Raw genomic sequence first — 24,530 nt, 5'->3', positions numbered from 1 at the left:
CTGTAGAAATTCGAAGAATTTCATTAAATTCATTAGTTTTATATTACTGTAGAAGTCTCGCAGAGACTTCGTTAAAATTATTAATGCTCTAGGAATAGATTTACCTCTAGATATAAAAACTAGTTCTAACGAAATAAAAAGTAGAAATAATCATATTTGAGCTAAATATCCCCATATGATAACATAAAATAAATAATCTATTTAAAAAGGAGATTTATCCATGAGTATAATTTATAACAGAAAAAGTATTAGAAAATATACTAATGAACAGGTAAGTGACGACCAAGTTAAAGATTTATTAAAAGCTGCTATGGCTGCTCCTTCTGCTGGCAATTCTCAGCCTTGGGATTTCATAGTAGTTAGAAATAAAGATACCTTTGAAGAAATCATGAAGATTAGTAAATATTCTACTCCTCTAAAAACAGCTTCTGTTGCAATAATAGTATGTGGTAATAAGGATAAAGAAAAGTTCCCTGGATATTGGGTTCAAGATTGTTCTGCTGCTACAGAAAACATACTTTTAAGAGCTGAGGAAATTGGTCTTGGTGGAGTTTGGCTTGGAATTTATCCTGAAGAAGGCAGAGTTAACGGCTTAAAGAAAATTTTTAATCTTCCAGAAAGTATTACTCCTTTGGCTGTTATTTCTATAGGGTATCCTGATGAAAATAGAGCTACAACTAACAGGTTTAATGAGGACAATATCCACTTTGAAACTTGGGGAAATAAAGATTACTAGATTAATTAAAAGCTCTTGCAAATTCACTTTAATTTGCAAGAGCTTTTTATCTTTATTCTAATATTAACTTTTCATAAATCTTATCTAGAAATTCATCTTCATTAATGTTGTCCATTTCTTTTCTTGTATCTATTACTCTATCTTCTGACACCACAACATATGATTTTTTCTCATCATCACTATAAACTCTAATGTTTTCAGGAAGTTTAGTTTTCTTTAATTCTAAATCACTTCCGTAACCTTTCAGTCTTCTTAAAAGTGTTACCTCTTGAAACTTAATTACTACGAAAGATTTGCTTTTAAAGGATGTATAACTAAAACTATTTTCATCCCCATAATAACTATAATCTACTCTATCAGCTATTATACTTTTATCATAAACGTTAAATGGATCTTTCTCTTGTTTATATCCAAAATCCTCAATGCTCATTTTAACCTGTTTTACCCCAGTGAATTTATCAACGGTGGAAAAAAAACTTAAAGAAATTGTTGCTCCTATAATATAAACAAATGCCACTGAATATCCTAAAATCAATATTCCATTAGAATACTTATAATATTTTGGGGAGTTAAAAAGGTATATAATACCTCCCATAAATATCCCAAATACTACTAGTGATATAAAAAATATAGATAGGGCTTTTGTATTGTGTATATTTTCATTAATAACAGCTAAAAAGCTAAAGAAAATTATACCAAAAGCACCTAGGTTAGAAAGTATATTTTTCCTTTTTAACTGTTTATAATTATTGTAAGGCATAAATTCATTTTTGCTTAAACTTCTTTTTGCTTTTACTCTCCATAAGAAAAAGTTAATTACTTTAATAGTACTGCTAATTCCTCCAACACTTATTGCTAAAAAGGTTATTATCGATAAATTAGAAGCTAAAAAATCATCTGGTGAACTTATAAATAAACTCATATAAACCCAATAAGCACACATCAATATTAGTATTATTTTTAGAACAATATTTGATAAGGACATTTTAGAAACCACCCTAAACTTTTCATTTTGGTCTGTATGAATGTCTATTGTCTTATCATTATCCTCTGCATAAAATATAAAATTGCTCTCTAGTTTATCTAAATATCTCCACCCAGCAGCTTTACAATACTCTATATAATCGCCAAGTCTATCTTCCCTCACATTAGGTATATCTACATAAAATCTTAAGTTTTGAGGCTCTATTCTTTTAAATCTAAAAAATGGTCTGTTTATTGTATCTAATAACCATCCTTGTTTTGCCATCATCTCTAGGTATTCTTCTACAGCTAAACATTCATAAGGCTCAAAAGTAAAATACCTTGTCTTTATCTCCTTCATCCCTAATTCTCCTTTAATAACTTCTCATATACTACATCTAAAAACGCACCCTCATCATCTGTTTTCATTTTATTATACAATTCTAAAACCCTATTATCTGAAGAAATTATATATCTTGTCCTACCTTCATTCCCATAAACTTTAACCTCTTTAGGAAGCCTAGTATCCATAAGCTCTAGGTTAAAATCCTTTAACCTATTCTTTAGCCAAACTTCATGTGATTTAATAGCTAGTCTATAATTGCTATGAAAAACTGTATAATCTAATAAATCTCCATAGTTATACTCTAATTTCTGAGCTAATATACTTGAGTTAGTGTAGGATATTAATCTATCATTATGCTCTTCATATCCAAAATCACTTACACTAAGATTAAACCCTTCAGTTATGTTTTTCTGTTCATCAATTCTACTTATAACCAAAACCACTAGCCCCACAAAAAACGCTAAAGTAATAACCACTGTAAGAGCCTCTGCCCCAATTCTAAGTACAACATTAGTACCCTTAGAAAATCTCTTATTGTTCTTAATATATTGAACCCCTCTTAGAAGAATACTTACAACTATAAAAGCTATCGCCGTAGCAATATTTACAGTTTTATCTCCATTTTTTTCAAAGATCATAAATAACGGAACCCCTAAGCCAATCAAAACAGCATATGCTTTTATAAAAAGATTTTTGCTTTTTAATTGTTTGTAGGTATTATATTCTATATATCTACCATCCTCTAATGTCCTTTTGGTTTTTATAGCCCATTTCGAGAAACTTGCCAAGCTTATAAAGCTATAAATAATAAAAACAATAGTCAAAATTACTGCAAGTACTCCTATATTTGAAGTGAGAATACCATCGATATTAAAAAATGCTTGTATACAAATGTTTAAAATAGCTAAAATTGTAATAAATAATGTATTTGATAATCCTGACAAAGATGATTTAACTATAGCCTTAAATTTTTCATTATTATCAGTCTTTATATCAATAGTTTTATCATAATCCTCAGTATAAAAAACTTGAATTTTGTCCTGTTGACATACATATTCCCAACCAGCAGCTTCACAATACTCTCTATAGTCTAAAGCTTTTTCACTATTTTTTGGATCAAGAGTGGAAATCCCTTCAAATATATCAACTGAAAATTTTAATCTCCTAGGTTCTATTCTCTTAAACTTAAAGAAGGGTTTTCTTAGTGATTCTATCATCCATCCCTTTTCCGCCATTATCTCTAGATATTCCTCTACTGCTGAACACTCATAAGGAGAATATATAAATAAAGTTGTTTTTTTATCTCTCATACCCTAGTTCTCCTTCAATAACTTCTCATATACTATATCTATAAATGTATCTTTGTTCATATCCTTAAAATCAGCATCTATTTTCAATACTTTATCCTTTGACACAAATATATATGCCTCTTCATTTCTATAGGTATACACATTAATATCTTTTGGAAGATTAGTTTCAAATATCTCTAAATCATCCCAAACCTTATTAATCATTTTTACCAAACTTTTTTCTTGAAGCTTAATTAAATAACTGTACTTACTTTTAAACAAAGTATAATCTAATCTATTCTCCTTATTACTAGAAGAAAAATACACTAATTTTTCAGCAACCATACTTCGTTTATAATTAGCGTGTACATCATTACTTTCCTCATATCCAAAATCATTAATGGTAAGTTCAATTTTATCCTCTGGAACTTTATTTCTATCGTAATTATCTAAAGTATTAAATGAAAGTATTACTCCAGTAATGGCTAAAAATATAAATATATATGCAAACCCTCCACCTATAGCTAAGGTAATATTAGTTTGTCTAGAATATCTTTTCTTTCTAATATATCTAGTAATAAATATAGTACCTATAACTGTACCGAAGATTAGTATTAAAGATATTACAGCAGCACTTCTAGATAAATTATCATTACTTAGTATAAATACTGCAAGTAGCACCATATAAATTATAGTAATTGAAGATATGAAAATATTTTTTAACCTTAATTGCTTATAATTATTATATTTTATAGATTTATTCTCTCTTATTCTTTTTCTTGATTTTAAGGCCCATATAATAAAGCTAATTGGTTTAGTAGAGTATATTAATACTAAGCTAAACATTAAAAGTAATGAAAACAAAGAAAAATTAGATGTTGCTGTATAACCGATGTCTCTACTAAAATCCATTTTAATATTAAATCCCCATACCAAAACAAGAAAAAAATACAAAAACATATTTCCTAATGAAGCCTTAATCACTGATTTAAACTTCTCATTCTCATCTGTGTGAATATCTATAGTCGAGTTATAATCCTCAGTATAAAAAACTTGAATCTTATTATCTTGGCATACATATTTCCATCCAGCAACTTCGCAGTATTCCCTGTAGTCTAATGCATCATAACTGTCATCGGGATCATATTTTGAGATTTTATTTAATATATCAACTGAAAACTTTAGCTTCTTAGGTTCTATTTTTTCGAATTTTAGAAATGGTCTGTTTATAGATTTAATTAACCATCCTGATTCAGCCATAGCTTCAAAATATTCTTCTAATGCAGAACATTCATATGCTTCATAATCAAAATAAACCTTCTTTTTATCTCTCATCCCCTAGTTCTCCTTTAACAGTTTCTCATATACTACATCTAAAAACTCGTCTTTATCAATACTAGAAAGATTGGTATGCATATCAATCACCTTACTTGGGGTTACAAATATATATGCTTCATTTTTCTCATCAGAATAAACCTTAACATTACTTGGTAGGCTCGTATTTCTTATTTTTAAATCCTCTTCAAATCCACTAACCCACTCTACTATCCTATTTTCTTGTAACTCAACAATCCAAGGATACTTACTACTTAGAACTGTATAGCCCAAGCTATTGTTTTCATCACTATTTGAGTAACGTACTCGTTCTGCAAGTAAACTCCTCTGATAATCCCCATAAAAATCACTCTCATTTTCCTTATATCCAAAATCACTAATTGTAAGGTTACTCTTGGTTTTTGCTCTTTCATTTATATTGTCTTCACTTAATAAAGATGTTGAAATTGTTATTCCTACTAGTATTAGTCCTATAAATACTGCTGCAAAACCTCCACCTATTGCTAAAGTAATATTAGTTTGTCTAGAGTATTTTTTCTTTCTAATATATCTCGCGACAAATACGGATATTATAACTACTGATATCATTAAAACTAAGAAAGTAATATTCCCATTCTTATATTTAGTTTCATCAAGAATTGATAAATATAAAAAAAGCCCTAACCAAATTACCATATAAGAGTTTAATAAAATATTCTTCCTTCTCAATTGTTTATAGTTATTATAAGGTATAGATTTATGTTCTTTTACTTGTTTCCTTGCCTTAAAGAACCAAATTATGAAACTTATTATTTTACTGCTATATATAAATATAAAAATACATATACCCACCGATGCAAAGAAGCTAAAATTAGATGTTAGTGCATAGCTTATATCGCCTATGAATAACATTTTTACATTTAATACCCAAAGCAACACAAGAAAAAGATATGAAAACACATTCCCCATTGATGCCTTAACCACCGACTTAAACTTCTCCCCCTCATCTGTCTGGATGTCTATAGTCGAGTTATAATCTTCAGTATAGAACACTTGAATTTTTTTATCTTGGCATACATATTTCCATCCAGCAGCTTCGCAGTATTCTCTGTAATCTAATGCATCATCACTGTCATCTGGATCATAAGACGAAATCTTATTTAATATATCAACTGAAAACTTTAATTTCCTCGGCTCTATTTTTTCAAATTTTAGAAATGGTCTGCTTATAGATTTAATTAACCATCCTGATTCAGCCATAGCTTCAAAGTATTCTTCTAATGCAGAACATTCATATGCTTCATAAAGAAAAACAACAGTTTTTTTATTTCTCATAGTTCTCCCTCCATATTTGATAACCCATCATTCACCATAGTAACTAATCTTTTATATTCCTCTACAAGTATCTCCTTGCCTTTATCCGTAATTATATAACTTCTTTTTCTACCTTGAACTTCTGTCTCCATTATTATATTTTCCTTTTCAAACTTTCCAAGGAGAGCGTATAAAGTCCCTGGTCCAACCTTAACACGACCATTAGATATTTCTAATACAGCTTCCATGATGTCTACCCCACATCTTTCTTTAAGCAAAGCCATCAATATATAGTACATTGGTTCAGTCAGAGTCTGAAGCTGTTCTCTTGCCATTTGTTATCACCTCTTTAATATCGAGTATCGATAATATTATTATATTATCGATACTCGATATTTGCAACAAATTTATATAATTTTCCATAAAAAAAAGAAATACCAATACCTTCTTAATCATTTTTACCCCTCCAACATTCCATAATTTTCACATATTGCTATTGTATTGCAGTAGCATTATAAATACAATTATAAGTATAGACAAACTGATTTCTTCTAAAGTTTTTTATATTTAAGAAATAAATAGACCACTTTGTGAGTACTCATGTATATGTACAAACTTATACTGCTGATAAAGTAGTATAGAATATTTAATTTACAAAACAGGAGGTTATTAATTAATGGGATTTTTAAAAAGAAATGAAATTAAAGAAAAAGAGGTGCCTATTATGCCAGAACCTAAAGTAGAAGTTAAAGAAATTGAGCCAAGCTTTTCTCAGAAAAAAAGTTTATCTCAAAGAAGGAATCTATCCTTATTTGAAGGAGATACTGTTAAATATCTAATAGAGAATTTTCCAACTATGTCTATAGAGATTCAAAATGGTCTTAACAATTTAGCTGATATTTTAGAAGATACAATAAACTACATTGAAGATAGGTCAAGCGAAATAATCAAAAAGAACAGAGAATTTACAACAAGCCAGGAGCATAGAGATACTTCAATAGCTATCTACGACGTTGTTCAAAACATAAACAACTATGTTAGCTGGATGCAAGATGAATATGAAAGCAATATGAGAAAAGAAGCTCCTACTGAAGATTCTAAAGCAGCAATCCTAACTAATGAAATTAAAGAAAAATCAGTAAATACCACTAAAGAAGCTTCTCCCTCTCAAGCTACTACAGAAGAACAAATAGAAATATATAAAGACTTTTCATTAAAGGACCCTAAAGGATTTACACTTCACAATCACAATGTTTTAGTTGAAGACTGGGACGACTTACTTGTAAAAACTGCAGCAATTCTAACAAAACAATACAGATCAAATAAAAATAGTAATAAAATCATAAAAAATATCCAACCACTTGAGAAAAAATCTCCTCAAAATTCTTTTAGAGACACAGTTATAGAAATGCTTACAGAATACAAAATAAATCTAGATGAATTCAAAATCATAATTAAAAATAAATAGTCTATAAAGACTTAAGGTCATGCCTTTATAAAGCATGACCTCATTTTTTAGCTATAACTGGTACCCAAAGTTCACGTCTTGGCTTATGACCAGCTCCATAATAATGTTATGAAAATAATAGAAAATTATTTATATAGAATTATGCTTCTACAACAATATTTTCATTAACTAAATTTGATGAAATAAAACTTTTATATAACAAAAATGCAATAACAGTAACAATAACATCAGATATGACTTGTGAGCCGATAACCGCATTTACTCCAAAAAGTTTACTAGTAATAATTAGAACCGGGATAAATACTATTAATTGTCTAGATAATGTAATCATCAGGGACTGCATTGGTTTTCCTACCGCTTGGAACATAGCATTAACAATATTGCTTATACCTAGTATAGGATTAGACAATGTAATAATACATAAAAAAGTAGTTGTGACACCAATAAATTCAGCATCCTTTATAAATAATGCCGCTATAGGATTTCTAGCTAATATGAATATAATAGTAAAACATACCCCCATTGTAATAGAAAATCCTGTAGTAAATCTAATAGTTTCCTTCAATCTCTTATAATTCTTGGCACCATAATAGTATCCAATTAAGGGTGCTACGCCCTGAGCCAAACCAACAGTTAACATTACTGCAAAAGAGTTCACCTTGCTTGCAATTCCATAAGCTGCAATTACTATTGATCCATAGGTTGAGATAGTATTATTAAGTATAATGTTTGAAATTGATAACAGTACAGTTACCATAGCACCAGGTATACCAACCCCTATTACATTAGATGCTATTTCCTTGGATATTTTAAAATACTTAGGAGAAATAGATAAAACTAATTTCTTTCTACCAAAAAGATATAAATAGTATAATACATTCATAATGTTTCCAATAATAGTTGCTAAGGCTGCTCCTGTTACACCCATACTAAATGGAACAATAAATATATAATCTAAAATAATATTAGTTACTGTTCCAATTATTAGTCCCATAGACGCTTCTTTTGCCATACCTGTAGAACGAATTATATGAATCAGCATATTACTGTAAAATATGAATGGCGCTCCAAGTATTATAATTTTCAAATAGTTATAAGTATGAATAAAGTTTTCATCCCCTGCACCAGTTAAATAAGTTATGGGCTTTAATCCTACAATACCCACAATTAATACTAATAAACACAATATTAAACCACTATAAACACAAAAAGCAGATACATTTTTTATTTTTTCATCTTCTTTTTGTCCTAACAAACGAGATATATAGCTACTTCCCCCATAACCAAATACAGCTCCTAAGGACATAATTATCAATGATACTGGCAATGCCAAAGTAACAGCAGCAATCTGATACTCATCATTAGTTAATGATACAAAATATGTATCTGTAACATTATATATTATAGTTGATAGTTGTCCCAACATCGTAGGGATTGCAAGCGTAAGTACAGCTTTAGGAACACTAAATTTCTCAAATACTTCATTTTCCATATTTTTCACCACCTCCAAAAATATAATATCAATTTAAATTGCTTTTAGTTGTGACACGTGTCATAATCATATACAAAATGGAGGTATTATATGAAAACAATTAAATCCCAAGAAAAATTAAATGAGTACTTAAATAAATATAATATACTGTCATTATTTGATACTCCTAACCTAGAGTTTTTCTTATTTGAATATAAAAAAGGAGAAACTATTGTTAACTCAATAAATCCTTTGAATTATTTTCTTTTTCTAGTAAGCGGTTCTATACGAATTTATTCAATACTTGATAATGGTATGATTTACTCAATTCATAAACAAAATGATTTCTGCGCACTTGGTGATATGGAATTCGCAGGTTACACCATTTCACAAAATTATGTAGAAGCACTTAGCGATGTATATTGCATTGGGATTTCTTTTCATAAATATAAAAATCTTTTACAAAATGACAATAGTTTTTTAAGATTCATAATTAAGTCCCTTGCTGATAAAATGAACCACTCTTCTACTGATAATAAATATAGTGCTCCACTAGAAGAGCGTATTTTTGAATATTTTAAACTAAATTATACTGATAAAGTAATTGAACATATGGGAGATATAGCGTTAACCTTTAATATTAGTACACGTCAGATACAAAGAATATTAAAAAGACTTGTTGAAAAAGAGTTGTTAGAAAGACTGGCAAAAGGTAAGTATAGGCTTGTTGACGATAAAAAAAGTGGCTAGCGCCACTTCTCTAAAAGGCAGGTGATAGAAGTCACTCGTATTGATAATTATTTAGGTACAACAGGAACCCAAAGTTCATGTCTTGGCTTATGACCAGCTCCATAATAACATTCTATACATGGAAGATTCCCAAGCTCATAACCTGATGTGGGAATCCATTCAGAATATAACCTCTTCCATGCCTCCACTATATTAGGGAAAACTGCCCAAGTGCTTGATGGAATTATAAGTTCTTCCAAGTCTTCTTGTTTATCTTCCGTATACCTTACTCCCATAAAATACTCAAACTCATCATCCATAATGGCAGCTTCTTTTCCGCAAACTCCAAGTAGACCTTCCATTTTACATTTAGGATTCTCCCATGACATATCAATTAATCTTTGAGTGAAACCTTCTTTTTTGGATTTACTCCAAAGAGTAGGTATAGTTTTAAAAGCTCTATTTGTCTTTACTAACCCTTTCTTCCCTACTATTCTTATTTCGAAATCAATATTCTCAATCCTATACTCCATTTCCTTATCTCCTTTTATAGATATTTGAAAAGAGATTTTTGGAAAGGCTTTTAGTTGTGCTCCTGAATTACGTGCCTCTGAAGGTTTTATTCCATGAGTTTTTTGAAATGCTCTTGAAAATGAGTCCCCAGATTCATACCCGTATTTAATAGCTATATCTAGTATACGTATATCAGTTTTTTGAATTTCAAAGGCAGCAAGAGTCAATCTTCTACGCCTTATATATTCTGATAAAGCTATTCCACTAATTGCCGAAAACATTCTAGAAAAATGATATTCAGAACAATAGGCCCTTTTTGCAATTTCTGAATAAATAATCTCGCCTTGAATATTTTCTTCTATATATTCTAAAGCAGCATTCATTCTCTCTATCCAATCCAAAGCCATCTCCCCTTTCATACTCATTTTAAAGGAAATATAAACTATGAGTCCGATATTCCTCGCACCAATATGTAGGTTTAAGAATGTTCATAAATTCGGACATTCTTAAACGTTGCATTTTAATATTAAATAAATTTTTTAAATAAATTTCTCTTCCCATCCTTAAGCTTATTAATATCATGATTTATACTATAAAGCCCAACTGAATATAGTACAATTGAAAGCCCTACACAAAATCCTTCAACCACATCAGGAATATTTATAAACCCTCTTCCAAAAAAATATACTAGGGCTGCTAAACTTGCAAAAAGTAAATATTTATTAGACTTAATTTCTCTCATAAAAATCTCTCCTTAAAATTTATTTCTATAATAAACCTTTAAAATTCCCTTTACTAACGCCATAAAAATCAACGCTCCCATTAATGATAAAAATACTATTTCATTAAAGAATCCAGAAATAATAGTTGCTGTTGCAATTCCACCTAAACAAATATTAAGTCCTGTCCCGCCTATTTTATCTTTAATAAGCTTTCTTCTCTCATCCATTTCTTCAATATATAATTTTTTAAGTTCCGTTTCACTTTTAAGTGCTTTTCTATATCTAAAAACAAACATAACCATCATGAACTCTAACCCAACAAATATTCCTAACTGAAACCCATGAATCATATCAGCTATATCAACATTTTTTGTATAAATAGTAGACCTATAAATATTTGATAAAGCTATAAAACTAACAGCTAAAAGATTAAAAGTATTCATAACAACAATTCTCTTATTCAACACATTTTTAAACTTTTCCATTTTTACACTTCCTCCACTTCTGAAAAATCAAATACTTCTTGTATCGTAAGCCCAAAATTTTTAGCTATTTTATAGGCTAGAATTAAAGAAGCTGTATACTTTTCACCTTCTAATGATGTAATAGTCTGCCTTGTAACTCCAACCGCCATAGCTAATTCTTCTTGCGACATTTTATGCTTTTTTCTTAACTCTTGAATTCTAGTCTTCATTAGTCTCCTCCTTGCAAAGTTCGCTTTACAATTTTAGTATAGTATACTTTGCATTATTTGTAAAGTATACTTTGCATAAAAAAGAAAAAAAATAAAAAGCTAAAGCAATTTTAATACTTTAGCTTTTCAATATGGTATATCTAACAAATAACTTCATATCTTTCATTAACAAGGGCTTCTACAGTATTATCTATATCTTTGTTTTTAACAAGAATATAATCTGTATCATAAGTAGAAATCGCAAATATAGTTATGCCCTTTTGAGCCAAAATTGTACTGATAGATGCCAGTATTCCTACTAAAGAAAAAACTAACGGACCCTTGATTTTAAGAATTTTCCAATCCCCTTCACACTTTACATCAGAAGGAATGAATTCTTCACTACACACTATTGATAACTCATCAGCTGTTCTTGTTATAGAAAAAAAATCCCCATTTTGCGCCCAATTAGGAATTAACTCATTTTTATCTAATCTGCATACGCCGTATATACCATCTAATAACTCCATCGTTAGTATTTTCTTATTCATCTTCTTATCCTCTCTCATTTAAATATACTTTATATCCATAATTATATATTATACTGTTTTGAACAAAATATTTAAATAGAAGGATGTAACTCTAATCTATTTCTTTTTCTCACCAAATTAATTCTAACCCTACACCTACTTCCTTCACTGGCAAACTCTTATACATTTCCGCTCTAACCTCAAAAGAAGTACAATGACAAGGATATAATTCATTAATATTATTCTCATTTAAGTAATCAATTGTATTTCTAACTTGCTCATCCACTTCAAACAGACTTAACTGGTTTCTTTGATAAGTTCAGATTACGCTTTTCTTTTAAGTCTTCCTTTAAAATAGGTGAACAGATTTTAATATTACCTAAAGATTTTTCGTTAAAAGCATCTGGATGTGCTGTAATAGTTATTTTATGTTTATTATTTTCTTCAAAATAATGTTTTAATCCACCAGTATGATCATCATGTCCATGGGAAATTACTATATGGTCCAAATCACTTAAATCTATACCTAGTGCCTTAGAATTTTTGATAAATAACTCTGAATATCCTAAATCAAATAATAATCTAAATTTAACCATTAAATCAATGTGACTATATTTAGTAGAAGCCACCTAAAGAATTTTGTAACATGCTATCTTTAAAATATAAATTTATAATAAAACTTAGTTATGTACATATACTACACTAAGATATTAAAAATTTTAGAAAGAAGGTAGTAATATGGGTAAAATTAAAATTCAAGCTATAGACAATGCTCCATTACTTATTACTGGGGATTTAGATGATGTAGAAATACTCGATGGTGAAGGAAATGTTATGGAAAAACCTCAAGGTGTATGGCCAGAGGGAAGATGTTATTTATGTAGATGCGGCTTAACAACAAATCCTCCATTTTGTTCTGGTGCCCATAAAGGTGTATTTAAAAATGAAGCAAGAGCTAAAAAATAATATTATAGCTAAACAGCGGTTATATCTTAAATATACTGCTGTTTTTATTTTTATTACTTATATACATAATATGGTATAATTTTAATAACAAAACCTAAGCTAATTATGGGAGAATATATGAAAAAGATACTAAAATCAAAGAGAGTTATTATAATGTTCCTACTTCTTATAGGTGTTGTTTGGCAAGGAGTGATGCAAAAGTATGAAAATAATAAATATGAAGCTCCTGGAACATACGTAAACACTGGTAATTATGATGCTCATTGTTATGTTAAGGGTAATGGTGATAGCACTTTAGTTTTCATTACAGGCTCAGGCACGCCTTCTGCTTATACAGATTTTTATTATTTACAAGACACTTTAGCTAAATACTCAAAAACAATCTCTTTTGACCATGCTGGGTATGGTTGGAGTTCTAGAACAAAGGCCAGCAGAGATATGAATAACCTAACTACTGAACTATCCACTATAGTGGATTCTTTAAGCAAAGAAACTAAACCCCTAATATTAGTATGTCATTCTTTAGGATCACTAGAAGCAATTAATTTTGCTCAAAGGTATAAAGAAAAAGTTGCTGGAATAGTGTTTCTAGATGGGGGAAGCCCTGAATTTTATAGCACCTCTTCTGAAATATCCTCTATAGCTTTTAATAGAGGGACATCCCTTCTTCGTTTTTTAGGAATCAATAGACTTTTAGGTAATTTTTCTTTACTTCTTCCACTGTATGGTGAAAATATAAGAAATAAAAACCTTCCAGAAAACTTAAAAGAAGTTGATAAGTCAATGTACTATAACTATACAGGCGCTTCAATAAACTTAAGCAATTTAAAATCTATAAATGAAAATGCAAAAACAGTTCTTAATTATGGTTCTACTATCAATATCCCAATTCTTGTATTATCCTCTGATAGTGGAGAAGAGTGGGCAAAGGCGCAAGAAGAGCTTTCATCTTGGTCAACAGATAGCCGTCATATAACACTTAAGGACTCACAACATTATATTCATTGGTCAAATTCTGATGAAGTGGTAAGTTATATAAAAGAATTTACAGAGGAGCTTTCCAAATAATTAATATAATCTTTTGCACTTTGATCTATTTCTTCACTGATTACCTGAAATAACGCTCCAAAAACAGCAAAATAAGGTAATGTTATAGCCCCAACATGCTTCATACTAGCCTTAAACGGTGTAATCACTTCATCAACTGTAAAAGAAACTGAACCTGTAGGTGAGTAATTTTCTTTTTTATCTCCTATTGATAAAGCAATTCCAAACTTTTTATCTTTTAATTTATTTCCTTTTGAACCATATGCCCAACCATAGGTAAAAACATCATCAAACCACTTTTTTAATAAAGGCGGATAGCTATACCAATATAGAGGACACTGTAAAATGATATGATTATGTGCTTCAAGCAGCTGTTGTTCCCTTTCAACGTCAATATTCCAGTCTGGATATTCTTTATAAAGCTCGTGAACCATAATATCATTAGGGTATTTCTCTAATTCCTCTTTCCACCTTTTGTTTACCTTTGAATTATCAATGTCAGGGTGAGCTAATATTATAAGAGTTTTCATAAAATCACCAATCCTTTCTATATACATCTGATTATCTTTAATCCTTTCAAGACTGATTTTACAGCACTTGAAATTAGCTTTATAATTATTATTGTCCTAAAAATATATATTGTAAATACACACAATAAAGTCAGTAAGATACTTACTTTGAAGTGTGTATTACTCTAATATAAACTGATAAACTATAATAAAATTGGAGGTGATATTTTGAAACAATATAATTTAGGAATTGAAGCAACTCTAGAAATCCTCGGTGGTAAATGGAAAGCTTTAATTGTATGTCTACTTATGTCTGGCGCTAAAAGAACCAGTGAGTTAGAACGTCTTATTCCAGATATCTCTCAAAAAGTACTAATACAACAACTTCGTGAACTAGAAAGAGATGGAATTGTGGGAAGAATAAATTATCATCAAATGCCCCCAAAAGTTGAATACTATGTTACTGAATATGGGAAAACAGCTAATAAAAATATAGATGTAATGTGTACTTGGGGAAGAGAAAATATTAGACTTAGAAAACTCCAAGGGGAGGATATAAATCTATTAGAAAATTGACTGCATCAAACTTAACGGAGGAGCTAACCAAATAATTAGGTTAAAAATAACTATTTATAGCTAACCTAACCAAAAAGTAGCTTCTCTCATCATCCATTTCAAAAACAGGCCTTGGTGAATAATTCTTTTTCATAACATCAATAATTTTAGATAAACCTGTAGCCTTTCCTTGTGCTAATTTCATAGCTTTTAAAAACTCACCTATTTTTCTATTTCTATATCTTCTTGCAAATACTCTTCCCTCATTAATATCCTCAAGCCTTATGGACTTGTCTGCACCTGGATAATTAATTATTATTATTTCATCTTTATATATTCTGACCTCAATAGGCTCGTTCCCTAAATAATCTCTGTGATAAACGCTATTAACCAAAGCTTCTTTAATAGCCTCATAAGGGTAGCTAAATATTCTTACCGCTTCAGACTTATCATTAACTTTTATAAATTTCTCTTTTATAACCGAATTGCTAATGTATACTAAAGCACCTATTAACTGAGTATATATTGAGCCTGTAAAAATCTTCTCCGTAAAATCTGCTTCAAAAGATTTCTTTGTAAAATCTATTACTTCAATCTGACACATAGGAAAAAACTTTTGAGGAAAATTACTAAACATTAACAACCCTACATTTTTAACTTTTAATCCCGCTTTAGAATTTTCAACTATTCCAAGCTTTTTCCCTAAAGCTTCTAATGAAAACTTACTAACCTCCCAATAAAGCTCACTTTCTGATGTTCTAAAATATTCTTTAATTAAATCTCCACTGAGCTCTTCAATTCCTCCATTAACATTTACCTTGTCGTCAAAGGGAATCGCATAATTTTCATCATAGATAATATCTCTAGTAGCTTTAGCTAAACCTACACTTCTAGAAGCATTTAACTCAACCTTTTCTATAACAAATCCACCTTGATCCTTTATAAATTTATAATAATACCTTATGGAATCATCTATTATTCTGCTAATTCGAACATTAGCATTAGGATGCATCATTCTTAAATCACTAACCATATTAGCAGTAGATTTTCTAAGTTTAATATTTTTACTCACATTATATACTTCTGCTTCATTTCCTATATCAAATATATTCAGATCTACTTGTTTATATAAATTTTCACTATTTATATCCTTATAATCAACCCTTGTAAGTGTTTCATCCTCTTTTCTTTTATCAACTTTCTTTGACTCTTCTTTAGGTTTCTCTCCAAAATAAAACTCATCTATAATTTCACCCTTAACTTCATCAGTATCATGCCAATGTGCCTCACTTAAAATATCACTACCATTATCGACACCTATTTGTGTATCCATTTCTTTTTTATTCTTTCCCATAAAAAACTTCCTTAAGTTCCCAATTTCTTTACTCTCTATATTCTATGTGAACATATTGAAATAATTTCTACATTTGGACATTTTGACACTTTGCCACTTTGACATTTTGACACTTAGCTATTTTGACATTTTCACACTTTTATTCTCAGCTTCATTAAACTCCTTTTATATCTTAATACCGCCCTAAAACCGACAAATTCTATTTTATTAGTTAATTTTGTAGCAATCTTCGACTTAAAACATAATATAATCTTATAAATAATTATTAGGAGGTCGTTAAAATGATAATTGATAATTTAAAATCATTATCTTTAACCATTGAAATTGAAAATGGCGTAGACTCAAAAGGAGAAAAAGTTTTCAAGAAAAGAACGTTCTCCGGTATAAGACTAGATGCCCCCTATGAAAATATTTATAACGTGGCAGATGCAATTTCAGAGATTTTAGAAACAGAAACTGGAGAATTTTTGCTTAACAAGATTATAATCATTGAAAAAACTCCAGATGAAGAATAGGAGGTGTAAGTTATGGAGAGATCTTTAACCCTAACCTTCGTGACATCAAATGGCAGCAAGGCAACTTTAACTATACAAGGTGTTAAAGACGGCTTAACTAAAGAACAAGTTAAGGCATTGATGGATGTTATTATAGCAAATAATATCTTTCTTACTAAAAATGGCTCATTATTAAGTCCGTCTAAAGCTAAGGTTACTGAAAAAAGCTCACGTGATATGATCTAGTTCTTTAAAATAAAGGTCCCTATACCTTAGACCTAAGAAATCTACTGTATAGGGATTTGTTTTTATTATCTCCATGATTCATGATGTGTATATAATGTAGGTGGAACACCTATTAGATTAACATCAAATTTTAATGAAGGTTCTACCTTAGAACTTGCATTGTGTATTCTCATTGATATTGTCCAACCTCCATCACAAACTACATGTATTGTATTTCTTGAACTAGGTTTGAAATCTATATCAAAGAATCTTTTTGGCATACCTAATTGAGGTATTCGTACTTGTGGTTTTATTTTTCCTGCAACACGATTTAATGTCCCATAAAGACTATATGCTTGAACTTGAGTAACTTCTCTTTTGTCATTAGTTATTACTTTGTAAAAATCATTTACTCCTAAAAGGTAACTTAGTAATTTCCCAGGTATTTGTCCGGGATTCTCTACATCAAGTCTTCTTAGTTCTTTCATAAACGCTTTTAATAACGGTATATAAAAACGTTCTTCTTTATTCTCAACTTCTCTCCAAAAAACACCCTTACTTTTTAGAATTCTTAATTCTTCAAACATAGAGTTTATTTCTTCAAAATATTGTGGTGAGCAAGGAATGCCAAACCATACTTGTCCAAAATTTATATTAGGTGATAGTCTACTGTGTTTTACAGCAGAATGATTATGCTTACAGCTCAATCCTACTTCCCACTGGTTTTGTTTTCTAATACACAAAACATCTCGTACATCCCCAGATATTCCAGCTGAATCTTCTTGTATTGATAAATACAATGGACTATTATCTAACGGATTCTGCAGTTGTGGTTCTAATCTTAAAATTACCCTTATAGCTGCATTTGCTGCCAAATCCATTTTTTCTTTTGTTTCTTTACTAGCACTATTATAAAAATCTCTAGCTACATTTAGTGAACTATTATCTTCTATAACAACCTCTTGTTGCATAGAGAGTTCTAAATTAATAGAGTTTAAGCAAGCATATTCAAATGCTTTTCCCATCCGTGTTTGTATAGCCAACCTCTTTTCCCCCTTTTTTTAACTAGCTACCTTAATTTATAATTGCTTCTAGCAGTACATTGCTAGTAATCTTATTATCAATATATAAATTAAGTCTTGAGTATATTTCCTCAGCAACAATTTCCGCTAACTTAACTGGAACTGCATTTCCTATTTGCTTATATTTACTAGTTATATCTCCTACAAACTCTAAATCTGATGGAAATGTTTGTATTATTGCCGCTTCCCTCCATGAAAACCTTCTAGTTGCTCCGTTATCTCCGAACCTCCATAAATCTGTGCCTAGCTTCTCCATATTAGGACTAGATGGATGTAATGTTACCTGTTTAGCCATAGCCGGTATAGTATAAGAAACATCATCCCAATCCCGTTTACGATTTCTAGACATATATCTTGAACTATATGGAGCATTACAAATATCTTCTGGAAGTGGTTCAGGGATATTAGATAACGCATCTTTTAATGTCACTTTATATGGTAATGGTTTAGGAAATTGAAATTCCTTTATTCCTAAATCATTTCTAAAACCAATTATAATCACTCTTTGTCTATCTTGCGGAACTCCATAATTACTCGCATTAAGAAGTTCATAAAATAATGTATATCCTTTTGAATACATATCTTGTTTAATAGCTTTAAATATTTCGCCATTTCCCAAGGTAAGCATTCCCTTTACATTCTCTCCAACAAACGCCATTGGTTGTTTTTCTTCTAAATATTTAACGTAGTTTTTATAAAGTCTATTTCTACTATCATCTAACTTACGCGGTCCAGCTAAAGAAAATCCCTGACAGGGCCAACCACCAAGTAGTATATCTGCCTTCGGAATTGTATCTACATTTATTTTACTTATGTCTCCACATACAACCTCGGCATCACTCCATAAACGATGCGTTGCGCAAGCATCCTCTTCTATGTCATTCGCCCAAATAGTCTTAAACCCAGCGTTTTCAAACCCTAAATCTAAACCTCCTGCACCACAAAAAAAAGAAACTACAGTGAAATTTTTATTAATTTTGTTAACCTTTCTCTTATTACCAAGCTTCATTATTTGCACTCCTTTACCAATTAATAGTATATATCAAAACTGTATATTCCACCACATTCTTAGATAATTATATCAGCTAATTAACTAAAAGGCCAGCTAATTATTGCCTTTTTAATCTTATTAATTACTTAACTCATTTATATAAGTTTATATTACCACATTTAGAACATACGTTTCTATAGATATATTTACCATTTTTAAAACATGTTATTCATGTTATTCATTATCTTGTTATTGCCAGCACTTTCGACAAATTACATTTTCCAAACTAATTTTGTAACAATCTTCGACTTAAATCATATTATATTCTATATTTAATTTCCAAAAAGAATTAAGGAGATATATTTATGTCAGAAGATAAAACTAATTATTTATTAAGTAGGGCTATGAAAACACGTGAAGTGGTTAGTATTCCAGTTTCTTTATCTAAATCTATAGAAGGAAAGTACTTTGTAGGTCAGACTGAACCTTTACATGTATGTAAGGGGTCAGATGCTTGGGCAGGTTTAGTAAATCCTCGTAATTCTGATGTCATCTTATTCGTAAATGTATTTACTATTTCTAATTTTTCTGATGAACATTTAACTGCCGAAATATGGCTTAACGCTAGTCTTCCTGAGAATTTAGATAAATCATATAATGTTTCTCCAACCAATACTGCTATAAAACCTCTTCCTAAAAATAGGATTAACATTCTATCTTCAGATTCTGATATAGTTACTCCTAAAAAAGGAATTAATGTTTATAAAAGAATTGTGCAACCTAACGAAACATTAGTTGCTGAGGAAGACGGAAAATTTATTATAGCTCCAGGTGGAAACTATTCATTAATTATAAAGTCAACTAATTTAAATCATAGCAAAGTTGTAGTTGCATTTGGTTGGTGGGAAGAAGAAATATGCTAAAATAAACAAAGGATCCCTATATGGTAGATTTTTAACTACTGTATAGGGATTTGTTTTAGCTTCTATAAATTTAGTAGCTCTTTTTTCTTTTTATCAAATTCTTCTTGGGTTAATGCTCCCATATCCAGCAACTGCTTATATTTTATTAATTCATCTGCAGGAGATGTAGAGTTTACTGAGTTCCCTCTATGTGAAGTTTTCATTTCCTTATATAGTTGCACTTCCTTATTAACTGTATCAGCAAAAAAGCTTACAGTTACATTTGGTACATTCTGTATAGTTCTTGTAACAGCTCCATCTGTAATAGCTATTTTACCAAGTCCTAATCCTTTATAATGGGATATACTATTAATTTTATCTAATGGAATATCTATTAATCTTAATCCATAAAGCATACCTTTATCCAGCATTAATACACGTCTATCAGTACATACTATAATCCATGTATTACCTTCAGTAAAACCACTAGTTATAGCTTTAATATGTTCATCTTTATTAAGTACATTTGGCAACTCCATTATTTCTTTTTTAGTTCCCCAATCATCCTTATATGGCAAGTTTTCTATTTCTTTTTGAATATCAGCGGCACTTTTCTTATTTACTTTTCTATTTTTATCTCCATAATTCTCTTTTAGATATTCTACAGCTATTTCGCCTTCTTTTTTGTACTTATTAGAATATACTAAATTTATAATTTTACCTCTTACAGTAATTTGTATCAATCCATTTGTAGCAAACGTAGGTCTAGAAAATACATCCACTGCCTGTATTTCTGTAAGCAATATTTCTCTTTTATTATAAATTATCCTATCGCTAAGTAACGTCCATGGCTTTTGCATCATAGCTTTAAACTTTAAATTCATTTCATTATTAAAATCCATTATTTTACTCCTATATCAGTATAATTTATTTATATAATCTTATCACAACTATGCTTATTTTTCTATTTACTGATACTTCCATCTAATAATATTGATTTTCTTGTACATAACAAAATTTTTACCTATATAAACATTTTATATTTCCCACTTTATTCCTCTATATATTTTCTACATTTATAGTGTTACTTATAGAAAAAATCTCAAAAAAATAGTAGCCCCACATCGCAATTGGAAAGCTACTATTTTTACACAAAAATAAGTGATACCAGTTGCCTGAGCAACTATAGTTGTATATAGTAGAGTGTTAGCGCACTCTACTTTTTTATCTCTCATTTACGCCTATAAGCGTAAATTAAAAATTTAGTATCTTATTTATATTATATCAAATTTTAATAAAAAATAAACAAATAAATTTTTGTCACGTATATTACATCTATTGTTTCCTATTTATTATATTCCAAAAATCAGCTTCATTTATTATATCAATTCCAAATTCTTGAGCCTTAGTTAACTTACTTCCTGCATTTTCACCTACAACAAGCATATCAGTTTTCTTACTAACACTATCTGTACTTATAGCTCCATATCTAATTGCAATAGATCTCATTTCGGCTCTATCTTCTTTCATATCTCCAGTAAAAACTATTCTTTTATTGTTAAATACATTCACTATAATATTATCTTTAGCATACTCTAATTTTTTTCTGTCTTCTTCTCTCTTTTTACTATCATTTTCATAATTCCTTACTCTTTTTTCTTTTTTATCTTCTCTGTATTCCCCTAACGATATCCACTTTTCAATCTTAACTATTTTTAATATTTCTAATAAATCCAAAACATCCTGCATAGCATTATGAGATTGCTCTTGCTTTATACCATAATGATTTAGTAGATATTCGAGCTTATAACTCTCCAAGGTTTCCTTAGATTTTATATTATCTCTACTACAATAAAATTCTTGTTTATCATCTACCCAATTCCAATATCTTAGGAATCTTCTATCAAAACTAGCGTTATGTGCAATTATAGGACATTTATGCTTTGATATGAAATTTTTGAAATTTTCTTTTGATACTTCATCTTTTTCAATTGCTTCTAATCCCGCTCCATATCCTTGCTTATATTTTTCTTCATCATTTATAATTGCAAGGTGAAGGCTATCAACTACTCTAAAATCTTCAACCGCAATTACAGCCACTTCCCTTATCCCATCTTCCGATTTAAAACTCATTGGTGTTTCAATATCTAAAATTATAAATTTCTCTTTTTTCTGCATATCTAAAAAATAGTCAGGATGAATACTATGCAATTCTCCATTTATGTATAATATAATTTCATTACCATCTACATATCCTGCTACATCACATTCTACAGCCTCTTTAGTATAGGCTCCTTTATAGTAGAATTTCTTTATTTCCATAGCTTTAGGTGAAATAAGCTTCCATTCTTTTAGCTTTTCCATTTTTTCTTTTTCTGAATCAAACGCTCTCCATTCTCTTGTTGGATTTATCAATATTATTCTCCTCCTATAATTTTATGAAATAAAAATAACTTGTCCACTGTTCTATTAATTATAGTTTTCTGTAATTCTTCTAAATAATCTTGTATTTGAAGTAATTCTGCTTTATATTCTGCTTCTTTTTTCTTATCTTTTAATGAGGTATTATATTTTACTATTAGACTATTAATACTTTCTTCCGTTATCCAATTATATATTTTAGACATATTTTCCTTCAGTTCTTGAATCTTACTCTCTTTATTCTCAGATATTTTTAGACTTTCTATTATATTTATTGTCGTAGCCCTACTTGAGCAGATAATTCTAAAATTCTCTGATACCTTATCTATATCTATATCTCTTCTCTTGTCTTTATCTTTAGTCCATTTATTATTTATACTGTTTATTATTTGTTGCTCTATTGCCTCTAGCATTCATCCCACTCCCCACATAACATTACATATATTAATATTATACTATTATTCCATATTAATCAAAATAGCATATTAACCCTTGTATAAAAATAAAAAAATAGTAGCTTTAATTTCTAACACTAAAGCAACTATTTTTAACTATAAATATTTAGTTTATACGATAAGCCACCCATCTAAAAAATCTTCCTATATTTTTAAATGAAGCTATATTACAAAGTAGTTCTGTGAATTTTCCAAACTTCCTATAAAATAAGTTAAAGGCTAGAAATGGAATCCATTGTTTTTTAGATTTTGGAAGTCTTTTTATTATATTTTTGAAGGTATATATTTCTTTATAGATCCATAAGTAACCATCGTACAGTTCTTCTGGTGTAATATTTTTAGGTTTATATACCACATGTGAGGTATTATAATTTGATAGGTTAAAGTCTACAATTCTATTTTCCGCTAATAATGATTCATATAGTTTTGTTCCAGGATAGGGGGTAAGGATATGGGAGGTTACTGTTTCTATCTTGTTTTTAATTATCCATTCTAAGGTGTCTTTAAATACAGCGGCATCATCTTCATCTAATCCAAAGACAAAACTTGCATTTATCATTATTCCTCTTTTATGAACTTCCTCCACAAGTTTTTCATATCTTTTTACACTGTTTTGTATTTTGTGAACACTTGCTATTGATTTGCTGTTTATGCTTTCAAAACCTATAAAAAGACTTTCACAACCTGCTTCCTTCATCTCATCTAATAACTCGGGCATATTCCCTATATTAGAGGTAACCGCAGCATTCCACTTTAACTTAAGAGGTTTTATTTCCTTTAAAAGCCTTTTTGTCCATGGTGGATTTCCTATAAAGTTATCATCAATAAACATTATATGCTTTGTTTTTAAAGCTTTTATATCCTTAATTACATCCTCTACTGGTCTATTTATATATGTTCTAAGTCCACTTTTGCAGCTATTATAACAAAAATCACATTCGAATGGGCAACCTCTACTTGTACTAATTATGTTGGTGTATAAGTATTTATTAGTGTCAATAAGCTCATACTTTGGTGATACTATTTCACTTCCTTCTATATTGTGCATATCAGAATATATCTTTTTTAGGGAGTTATTTTCTTTATCTTTAAGAATTTTTTCCCAAACTCTCTCAGCCATTCCAACGCATATAACATCAAAACTTCTACTAGCACTTTCTGGATCTGCGGTAATATGTATCCCACCTGCTACTACTGTTACTCCACGCTTTTGAAATTCTTTGGATATTTCCACAGCTCTATTCATAACATCTACAGTAACAGTTATGGCTACCAAATCTACAGCTTCATCAAAATTTATACTCTCAATGTTCTCATTTTCAATAATAACTTCATGCTTTTTTGGAGTAAGATTAGCTATTGTTAATAAAGCTAATGAGGGAGACATTCTTGTTTTTAATTTTGTATCCATAGGTCTTTGGCGCATTGCAGGTTGAATTAACTTTATCTTCATATATTACC

Annotated in this window: 28 protein-coding genes and 1 pseudogene; 9 read left to right on the top strand and 20 right to left on the bottom strand. The window is 29.6% G+C overall.

All coding sequences use genetic code 11. The features are described 5' to 3' along the window. Positions 1–220: 220 nt before the first annotated feature. Positions 221–736 (top strand): nitroreductase family protein, encoded by a 516-nt coding sequence (locus tag B3N22_RS23105; RefSeq protein ID WP_286910981.1) that lies wholly within the window; start codon positions 221–223, stop codon positions 734–736. 52 nt (positions 737–788) lie between these two features. On the opposite strand, the gene B3N22_RS23100 is transcribed toward B3N22_RS23105, so the two are convergent. Genes B3N22_RS23100 through B3N22_RS23080 form a run of 5 tightly spaced genes read right to left on the bottom strand, consistent with a single transcriptional unit; the run spans position 789 to position 6,297 of the window. Then, the gene (locus tag B3N22_RS23100; RefSeq protein WP_286910979.1) at positions 789–2,060 is read right to left on the bottom strand and encodes a DUF2812 domain-containing protein; all 1,272 of its coding nucleotides are present in this window, start codon (positions 2,058–2,060) and stop codon (positions 789–791) included. 2 nt (positions 2,061–2,062) lie between these two features. Then, complete coding sequence (locus tag B3N22_RS23095) at positions 2,063–3,355, bottom strand: DUF2812 domain-containing protein (protein ID WP_286910978.1); 1,293 nt, start codon at positions 3,353–3,355, stop codon at positions 2,063–2,065. 3 nt (positions 3,356–3,358) lie between these two features. Next, positions 3,359–4,669, bottom strand: coding sequence for a DUF2812 domain-containing protein (locus B3N22_RS23090; RefSeq protein ID WP_286910976.1), 1,311 nt, complete (start codon positions 4,667–4,669; stop codon positions 3,359–3,361). A 3-nt stretch (positions 4,670–4,672) separates the two neighbouring features. Continuing rightward, entirely contained in the window at positions 4,673–5,983 is a 1,311-nt protein-coding gene (locus tag B3N22_RS23085) for a DUF2812 domain-containing protein (RefSeq protein ID WP_286910974.1), read from the bottom strand. Further along, entirely contained in the window at positions 5,980–6,297 is a 318-nt protein-coding gene (locus tag B3N22_RS23080; protein WP_073022209.1) for a PadR family transcriptional regulator, read from the bottom strand. The genes B3N22_RS23085 and B3N22_RS23080 overlap by 4 nt, the downstream gene beginning before the upstream one ends. 341 nt (positions 6,298–6,638) lie before the next feature. On the opposite strand from B3N22_RS23080, the gene B3N22_RS23075 reads away from it, so the two are divergent. Further along, on the top strand, positions 6,639–7,430 hold the full coding sequence (locus B3N22_RS23075) for a hypothetical protein (RefSeq protein WP_286910972.1): 792 nt from the start codon (positions 6,639–6,641) through the stop codon (positions 7,428–7,430). 139 nt (positions 7,431–7,569) lie between these two features. On the opposite strand, the gene B3N22_RS23070 is transcribed toward B3N22_RS23075, so the two are convergent. Continuing rightward, positions 7,570–8,922: an MATE family efflux transporter gene (locus B3N22_RS23070; RefSeq protein WP_286910970.1), complete on the bottom strand. Its 1,353-nt coding sequence runs from the start codon at positions 8,920–8,922 to the stop codon at positions 7,570–7,572. A 90-nt stretch (positions 8,923–9,012) separates the two neighbouring features. On the opposite strand from B3N22_RS23070, the gene B3N22_RS23065 reads away from it, so the two are divergent. After that, positions 9,013–9,651, top strand: coding sequence for a Crp/Fnr family transcriptional regulator (locus tag B3N22_RS23065; RefSeq protein WP_286910968.1), 639 nt, complete (start codon positions 9,013–9,015; stop codon positions 9,649–9,651). A gap of 47 nt (positions 9,652–9,698) precedes the next feature. Here B3N22_RS23065 and B3N22_RS23060 read toward each other — a convergent pair whose 3' ends face one another. The 6 genes and pseudogenes from B3N22_RS23060 to B3N22_RS23035 form a co-directional block, all read right to left on the bottom strand. Next, positions 9,699–10,550, bottom strand: a complete 852-nt coding sequence (locus B3N22_RS23060) for an AraC family transcriptional regulator (protein ID WP_286910966.1) — start codon at positions 10,548–10,550, stop codon at positions 9,699–9,701. Positions 10,551–10,669: 119 nt separating this feature from the next. After that, positions 10,670–10,885 (bottom strand): hypothetical protein, encoded by a 216-nt coding sequence (locus tag B3N22_RS23055; protein WP_286910964.1) that lies wholly within the window; start codon positions 10,883–10,885, stop codon positions 10,670–10,672. Positions 10,886–10,897: 12 nt separating this feature from the next. Then, the gene (locus B3N22_RS23050) at positions 10,898–11,350 is read right to left on the bottom strand and encodes a hypothetical protein (RefSeq protein WP_286910963.1); all 453 of its coding nucleotides are present in this window, start codon (positions 11,348–11,350) and stop codon (positions 10,898–10,900) included. Between the two features lie 2 nt (positions 11,351–11,352). Continuing rightward, positions 11,353–11,559 (bottom strand): helix-turn-helix transcriptional regulator, encoded by a 207-nt coding sequence (locus B3N22_RS23045; RefSeq protein WP_286910961.1) that lies wholly within the window; start codon positions 11,557–11,559, stop codon positions 11,353–11,355. 140 nt (positions 11,560–11,699) lie between these two features. Beyond that, positions 11,700–12,089 carry an ACT domain-containing protein gene (locus B3N22_RS23040; protein WP_286910959.1) on the bottom strand — a complete coding sequence of 130 codons (390 nt, stop codon included), beginning with the start codon at positions 12,087–12,089 and terminating at the stop codon, positions 11,700–11,702. A gap of 109 nt (positions 12,090–12,198) precedes the next feature. Beyond that, positions 12,199–12,646 (bottom strand): annotated as a pseudogene (locus B3N22_RS23035) (MBL fold metallo-hydrolase); the annotation flags it as partial. Positions 12,647–12,806: 160 nt separating this feature from the next. On the opposite strand from B3N22_RS23035, the gene B3N22_RS23030 reads away from it, so the two are divergent. Together B3N22_RS23030 and B3N22_RS23025 are read left to right on the top strand one after the other, a co-directional pair. Next, complete coding sequence (locus B3N22_RS23030; protein WP_181602143.1) at positions 12,807–13,034, top strand: CDGSH iron-sulfur domain-containing protein; 228 nt, start codon at positions 12,807–12,809, stop codon at positions 13,032–13,034. A gap of 117 nt (positions 13,035–13,151) precedes the next feature. Beyond that, complete coding sequence (locus tag B3N22_RS23025) at positions 13,152–14,102, top strand: alpha/beta fold hydrolase (protein WP_286910956.1); 951 nt, start codon at positions 13,152–13,154, stop codon at positions 14,100–14,102. Here the strand turns inward: B3N22_RS23025 and B3N22_RS23020 are convergent. Beyond that, positions 14,066–14,611, bottom strand: coding sequence for an NAD(P)H-dependent oxidoreductase (locus B3N22_RS23020; RefSeq protein WP_286910954.1), 546 nt, complete (start codon positions 14,609–14,611; stop codon positions 14,066–14,068). The two genes, B3N22_RS23025 and B3N22_RS23020, sit on opposite strands and share 37 nt — an antisense overlap. A gap of 207 nt (positions 14,612–14,818) precedes the next feature. On the opposite strand from B3N22_RS23020, the gene B3N22_RS23015 reads away from it, so the two are divergent. Beyond that, on the top strand, positions 14,819–15,166 hold the full coding sequence (locus B3N22_RS23015; RefSeq protein WP_286910953.1) for a winged helix-turn-helix transcriptional regulator: 348 nt from the start codon (positions 14,819–14,821) through the stop codon (positions 15,164–15,166). A 40-nt stretch (positions 15,167–15,206) separates the two neighbouring features. Here the strand turns inward: B3N22_RS23015 and B3N22_RS23010 are convergent, their stop codons facing one another. Continuing rightward, the gene (locus B3N22_RS23010; protein WP_286910951.1) at positions 15,207–16,499 is read right to left on the bottom strand and encodes an ATP-binding protein; all 1,293 of its coding nucleotides are present in this window, start codon (positions 16,497–16,499) and stop codon (positions 15,207–15,209) included. 281 nt (positions 16,500–16,780) lie between these two features. On the opposite strand from B3N22_RS23010, the gene B3N22_RS23005 reads away from it, so the two are divergent. Together B3N22_RS23005 and B3N22_RS23000 are read left to right on the top strand one after the other, a co-directional pair. Beyond that, complete coding sequence (locus B3N22_RS23005; protein WP_286910949.1) at positions 16,781–17,014, top strand: DUF1659 domain-containing protein; 234 nt, start codon at positions 16,781–16,783, stop codon at positions 17,012–17,014. A gap of 12 nt (positions 17,015–17,026) precedes the next feature. Continuing rightward, positions 17,027–17,239 (top strand): DUF2922 domain-containing protein, encoded by a 213-nt coding sequence (locus B3N22_RS23000; RefSeq protein ID WP_286910948.1) that lies wholly within the window; start codon positions 17,027–17,029, stop codon positions 17,237–17,239. 65 nt (positions 17,240–17,304) lie between these two features. On the opposite strand, the gene B3N22_RS22995 is transcribed toward B3N22_RS23000, so the two are convergent. Further along, positions 17,305–18,261 carry a HaeIII family restriction endonuclease gene (locus tag B3N22_RS22995; RefSeq protein WP_286910946.1) on the bottom strand — a complete coding sequence of 319 codons (957 nt, stop codon included), beginning with the start codon at positions 18,259–18,261 and terminating at the stop codon, positions 17,305–17,307. A gap of 31 nt (positions 18,262–18,292) precedes the next feature. Further along, positions 18,293–19,309, bottom strand: coding sequence for a DNA cytosine methyltransferase (locus B3N22_RS22990; RefSeq protein WP_286910944.1), 1,017 nt, complete (start codon positions 19,307–19,309; stop codon positions 18,293–18,295). A gap of 347 nt (positions 19,310–19,656) precedes the next feature. Between B3N22_RS22990 and B3N22_RS22985 the strand changes: the two genes are divergently transcribed. After that, the gene (locus B3N22_RS22985; protein ID WP_286910942.1) at positions 19,657–20,214 is read left to right on the top strand and encodes a DUF6143 family protein; all 558 of its coding nucleotides are present in this window, start codon (positions 19,657–19,659) and stop codon (positions 20,212–20,214) included. A 62-nt stretch (positions 20,215–20,276) separates the two neighbouring features. Here the strand turns inward: B3N22_RS22985 and B3N22_RS22980 are convergent, their stop codons facing one another. The 4 genes from B3N22_RS22980 to B3N22_RS22965 form a co-directional block, all read right to left on the bottom strand. After that, the gene (locus B3N22_RS22980; RefSeq protein WP_286910940.1) at positions 20,277–21,095 is read right to left on the bottom strand and encodes a PH domain-containing protein; all 819 of its coding nucleotides are present in this window, start codon (positions 21,093–21,095) and stop codon (positions 20,277–20,279) included. A 433-nt stretch (positions 21,096–21,528) separates the two neighbouring features. Then, positions 21,529–22,608 (bottom strand): 3'-5' exonuclease, encoded by a 1,080-nt coding sequence (locus B3N22_RS22975; protein WP_286910938.1) that lies wholly within the window; start codon positions 22,606–22,608, stop codon positions 21,529–21,531. A 2-nt stretch (positions 22,609–22,610) separates the two neighbouring features. Beyond that, entirely contained in the window at positions 22,611–23,027 is a 417-nt protein-coding gene (locus B3N22_RS22970) for a hypothetical protein (RefSeq protein WP_286910936.1), read from the bottom strand. A 148-nt stretch (positions 23,028–23,175) separates the two neighbouring features. Further along, positions 23,176–24,522 (bottom strand): B12-binding domain-containing radical SAM protein, encoded by a 1,347-nt coding sequence (locus B3N22_RS22965; protein WP_286910934.1) that lies wholly within the window; start codon positions 24,520–24,522, stop codon positions 23,176–23,178. Positions 24,523–24,530: the final 8 nt, after the last annotated feature.

The sequence above is a fragment of the Clostridium sp. UBA1652 genome (assembly GCF_002320975.1).
In the GTDB taxonomy this organism is placed as follows: domain Bacteria; phylum Bacillota; class Clostridia; order Clostridiales; family Clostridiaceae; genus Clostridium_T; species Clostridium_T intestinale.
The sequence above is the reverse complement of the archived record's forward strand: the minus strand, read 5'-3'. Positions and strand labels throughout refer to the sequence as shown.